Below are 4,555 nucleotides of genomic sequence, written 5' to 3'. Positions count from 1 at the left end.
GGCGGGGGCCGCGTCCGCAGGCGTCCGCTCCCGGGGCCCGGACGCCACGACGTCCGCCGCGATGCGCTCGGCGAAGACCAGCCCCTCCAGGAGGGAGTTGGACGCCAGCCGGTTCGCCCCGTGCACGCCCGTACAGGCGGTCTCCCCGCAGGCGTACAGGCCGGGGACCGTCGTACGGCCCCTCAGGTCGGTCCGGACGCCGCCCGAGGCGTAGTGCGCGGCGGGGGCCACCGGGATCGGCTCCGTCACCGGGTCGATGCCGTGGGCCCGGCAGGCGGCGAGGATCGTGGGGAAGCGCCGCTCCCACATCCCGGCGCCGAAGTGCCGGGCGTCGAGGTACATGTGCTCGGTGCCCGTCAGGTGCATCTGGCGGGTGATCGCCTTGGCGACGATGTCACGGGGCGCCAGCTCGGCCAGCTCGTGCTGCCCGAGCATGAAGCGGGTGCCGGACGCGTCGACGAGGTGGGCGCCCTCCCCCCGTACCGCCTCGGAGACCAGCGGCTGCTGGCCCTCGGAGTCGGCGCCGAGGAACAGGACCGTCGGGTGGAACTGGACGAATTCGAGGTCGGAGACCTCCGCGCCGGCCCGGAGCGCGAGGGCCACCCCGTCGCCGGTGGAGACCGGCGGATTGGTGGTGGCGGCGAAGACCTGGCCCATACCGCCGGTGGCCAGGACCACGGCGGGGGCCCGGACGGCGCCGACGCCGTCGTGCTGGCCCTCGCCCATGACGTGCAGGGTGACGCCCGCGGTACGGCCCTCGGCGTCCTGGAGCAGGTCGAGGACCAGGGCGTTCTCGATGGTGCGCAGGGCCGCCGCGCGGACCGCGTCGACCAGGGCGCGGGAGATCTCCGCGCCCGTCGCGTCGCCGCCCGCGTGGGCGATGCGGCGGCGGTGGTGGCCGCCCTCACGGGTCAGCGCGATGGCACCGGCCTCGGTCGTGTCGAACCGGGCGCCGGTGTCGATCAGCCTGCGCACCGCGCCGGGGCCCTCGGTGACCAGGGCCCGCACCGCCGTCTCGTCGCAGAGCCCGGCCCCGGCGACCAGCGTGTCGTCCAGGTGCTGCTCGGGGGTGTCGCCCTCGCCGAGCGCCGCGGCGATACCGCCCTGCGCCCAGCGGGTGGAGCCGTCGTCGAGCCGGGCCTTGGTGACGACGACCGTGGCGAGGCCCGCCGCCGCACAGCGCAGCGCGGTGGTCAGACCGGCCACGCCGGAGCCGACCACGACGACGTCCGCGTCGATGGCCCAGCCCGGGGCGGGGGCGGTCAGCCGTATTCCGGTCACGTCAGGCTCCGAGGGTCAGCGGGATGTTGTCGATCAGCCGGGTGGCGCCCACCCGCGCGGCGACGGCGAGGACCGCTTCGCCGCGCTCCCGGTCGCCCGGAACCTCGGTGAAGTCGCCGGGGTCCACGAGGGCGAGGTAGTCGAGGACGAGCGGTACCGGCTCCCCGGCCGCCTCGTCGAGGACGGCCTGCGCGGCGGCCCGCACGGCGCCGGCCGCCTCCCCCGCCTGCGGGTCGGCGGCCGCACGTGCCTCGCCGAGCGCGGGGGGCCGGACCGCCCGGTCGTCGCCTCCCGGCACGGCCTCGGCACCCGCCCGCGGCGCCTGCTGGGCGGCCAGCCGGTCACGGGCCGCGAACAGCGCCCTGGCCAGGGCCAGCGCGGTACGGCGCTCCTCGGCGCTCAGGAAGCGGTTGCGGCTGGAGAGTGCGAGGCCGTCCGGGTCCCGGACGGTCGGCACGGCGACGATGTCGATGCCGAAGTTCAGGTCGCGCACCATCCGGCGGACCAGCGCCAGCTGCTGGGCGTCCTTCTGTCCGAAGAACGCCGCGTCGGGCCGGGTGAGGTGGAGCAGCTTCGCGACGACGGTGAGCATGCCGTCGAAGTGTCCGGGGCGGGAGGCGCCCTCCAGCCGCTCGCCCATGGGGCCCGCGGTGATCCGCACCTGGGGGTCGCCGCCCGGGTAGACCTCGTCGACGGACGGCGCGAAGACCGCGTCGGCCCCGGCGCCCGCGGCGAGGGCGAGGTCGGCGTCCAGGGTCCGGGGGTAGCGGTCGAGGTCGGCGGCCTCACCGAACTGGAGCGGGTTCACGAAGACGGTGACCACGACCTGGCCCTCGGGTCCCACGGCCTCCCGGGCCGCACGGATCAGCGAGGCGTGGCCGTCGTGCAGGGCACCCATCGTCATCGTGACGGCCCGCCGCGCGCCGGCGGGCCGGGTGAGGGCCGCCAGCTCCGCGGCGGTGCGCAGCAGGGTGGCGGGTGCGGTGGTGGTCATCGGCTCTCCCCCGGCCCGGAGCCCTCCGGGCCGTTCTTTCCGTTCGTGCCGTTCGCGTTCGCCCGGTCCGACAGGACGTCGAGGAGATCCTCCGCGTACTCCGGCTTGAGCAGGCCGTGGGCGAGCGCCCGGTCGGCCGTGGTGCGGGCCATGGCGAGGTATCCGGCCACCGCCTGCGGTGCGTGGGTGCGCAGCTGCCGCACGTGCGCGGCCACGGTGCCCGCGTCGCCCCGGGCGACCGGGCCGGTCAGGGCCGCGTCGCCGGAGCGCAGGGCGTTGTCGAGCGCGGCGCCGAGCAGCGGGCCGAGCATCCGGTCCGGCGCGTCCACACCGGCCTTCCTCAGCAGCTCCATCGACTGGGCGACCAGGGTGACCAGGTGGTTCGCACCCAGGGCGAGCGCCGCGTGGTAGAGCGGGCGGGCCTCCTCGGCGATCCACTCGGGTTCGCCGCCCATCTCGATGACGAGCGCCTCCGCGGCCAGCCGGAGCTCCTCGGGAGCGGTGACGCCGAAGGAGCAGCCGGCCAGCCGCTGCACGTCGACGGAGGTACCGGTGAAGGTCATGACGGGGTGCAGTGCCAGCGGGAGGGCCCCGGCGCGCAGCGCGGGGTCCAGCACCTGGGTGCCGTACCGTCCCGAGGTGTGGACGATCAGCTGTCCGGGGCGCACGGCACCGGTCTCGGCCAGCCCCTCGACCAGGCCCGGGAGGGCGTCGTCGGGGACGGTCAGCAGGACCAGCTCGGCCCGTGCGAGGACTTCGGCGGGGGTGACCAGGGGGACGTCGGGGAGCAGGGCGGCGGCCCGGCGCACGGATGCGTCGGAGACACCGGAGACGGCGACCGGGCGGTGCCCGGCGAGCCGCAGCGACGCGGCGAGCGCGGGCCCGACCCGGCCCGCACCGACCACGCCCACGGTCAGGCGGGCGGGACGGTCCCTCGCGTCGAGGGGTTCCTTGGAAACTGATGCGTTCACGCGGCGACGGCCTTCCGTTCCAGTCCGCGGGGGGTACCGGACGATTCCTCTGAATGCTACGCCAGCACCTCACCGGCACCCCGGCTGTCCACAGCCTGTGGGTAACTTCTCGCGGGGGCGGCACGGGTGTGGCGGTGCCCGGGGGCGGGGGGATGATCGTCCCATGGGAGACACCGACGAACAGAAGCAGCGGCACCGCAGGCTGACCGCGTGGCAGCGGTCGGAGAGGGTCCTGGCCCGGTCCTCCGCGGACCACACCCTGGGGGCGCGGCTGGCCGCCCTCGCCGCCGACGCCGGGACGGTCCACGACCTGGGCGAGTGGACGGACACGTACGGCGACGGGGTGGTCGCCGAGCTGGAGCGGCGCACCGCGAACCTGCTGGACATGGAGGCCGCCGCGTTCTTCCCGACCGGGACGATGGCGCAGCAGGTCGCCCTGCGCTGCTGGGCGGGGCGTACGGGCGACCCGGTCGTGGCCCTGCATCCGCTCTCCCACCCCGAGGTGCACGAGCGGGGCGCGCTCACGGCGGTCTCCGGGCTGCGCACGGTGCACCCGACGTCCGAGCCCCGCCTGCCCACGGCCGAGGAGGTCCGGGACTTCCCCGAGCCCTTCGGCACCCTGATGCTGGAACTGCCGCTGCGCGACGCCGGTTTCGTCCTGCCCTCCTGGGAGGAGCTGGAGGCGGTCGTGGCCGCCGCCCGGGAGCGCGACGCCGTGGTCCACCTGGACGGGGCCCGGCTGTGGGAGTGCGGTCCGCACTTCGGCCGGGGCCTGGCGGAGATCGCCGCGCTCGCGGACAGCGTGTACGTGTCGTTCTACAAGTCGCTGGACGGGCTGTCCGGGGCGGTGCTCGCCGGCCCCGCGACGCTGGTCGAGGAGGCCCGTACCTGGCGCCACCGGTACGGCGGTCAGGTCTTCCAGCAGTACCCCGCCGCGCTGGCCGCCCTGCTCGGCCTGGAACGGGAACTGCCGCGGCTGCCGTCGTACGTGGAGCACGCGAAGCTGGTCGCCGGGGCGCTGGCGGAGGCGTTCGCCGGTTCCCGGGTGCCGTGGTTCCGGGTCCACCCCGAGCCGCCGCACACGCATGTGTATAAGAGACAGTCGCCGAGGCGACCGGCGTGACGCTCTTCCGCCGCTGGTTCCCGGCGGCTGCGGGGCCGCCCGGTGTCTCGTTCACGGAGGTCACGGTGGCGGCTCCGGGCCTGGAGTGGACGGCCCAGGACGTACGGGACGCGGTGGCAGGCTTCCTGGAGCGGCTGACGTAGAAGGGCCGGTCCCGGGGCCTCAGCCCGGCGGGCCGCCCCGTCC

3 protein-coding genes and 1 pseudogene are annotated in these 4,555 nt (G+C 75.9%); 1 reads left to right on the top strand and 3 read right to left on the bottom strand.

All coding sequences use genetic code 11. The features are described 5' to 3' along the window. The 3 genes from IH13_RS0104110 to IH13_RS0104100 all read right to left on the bottom strand — a co-directional run. Window positions 1-1,281, bottom strand: a 1,281-nt coding sequence (locus tag IH13_RS0104110) for an L-aspartate oxidase (RefSeq protein ID WP_031081040.1), incomplete at its 3' end; no start/stop codon positions are given. Window position 1,282: 1 nt separating this feature from the next. Continuing rightward, window positions 1,283-2,275, bottom strand: coding sequence for a pantoate--beta-alanine ligase (panC, locus tag IH13_RS0104105; RefSeq protein ID WP_031081039.1), 993 nt, complete (start codon window positions 2,273-2,275; stop codon window positions 1,283-1,285). After that, window positions 2,272-3,246 (bottom strand): Rossmann-like and DUF2520 domain-containing protein, encoded by a 975-nt coding sequence (locus tag IH13_RS0104100; protein WP_031081038.1) that lies wholly within the window; start codon window positions 3,244-3,246, stop codon window positions 2,272-2,274. The genes panC and IH13_RS0104100 overlap by 4 nt, the downstream gene beginning before the upstream one ends. A gap of 163 nt (window positions 3,247-3,409) precedes the next feature. Here IH13_RS0104100 and IH13_RS36665 point away from each other — a divergent pair. Next, window positions 3,410-4,512 (top strand): annotated as a pseudogene (locus tag IH13_RS36665) (threonine aldolase family protein). The last annotated feature ends 43 nt before the right edge of the window (window positions 4,513-4,555 follow it).

It is taken from the genome of Streptomyces sp. NRRL WC-3549 (genome assembly GCF_000721935.1).
In the GTDB taxonomy this organism is placed as follows: Bacteria; Actinomycetota; Actinomycetes; order Streptomycetales; family Streptomycetaceae; genus Streptomyces.
Note: the sequence above shows the minus strand (reverse complement) of the source record. Positions and strands in the feature narration are given on the sequence as shown.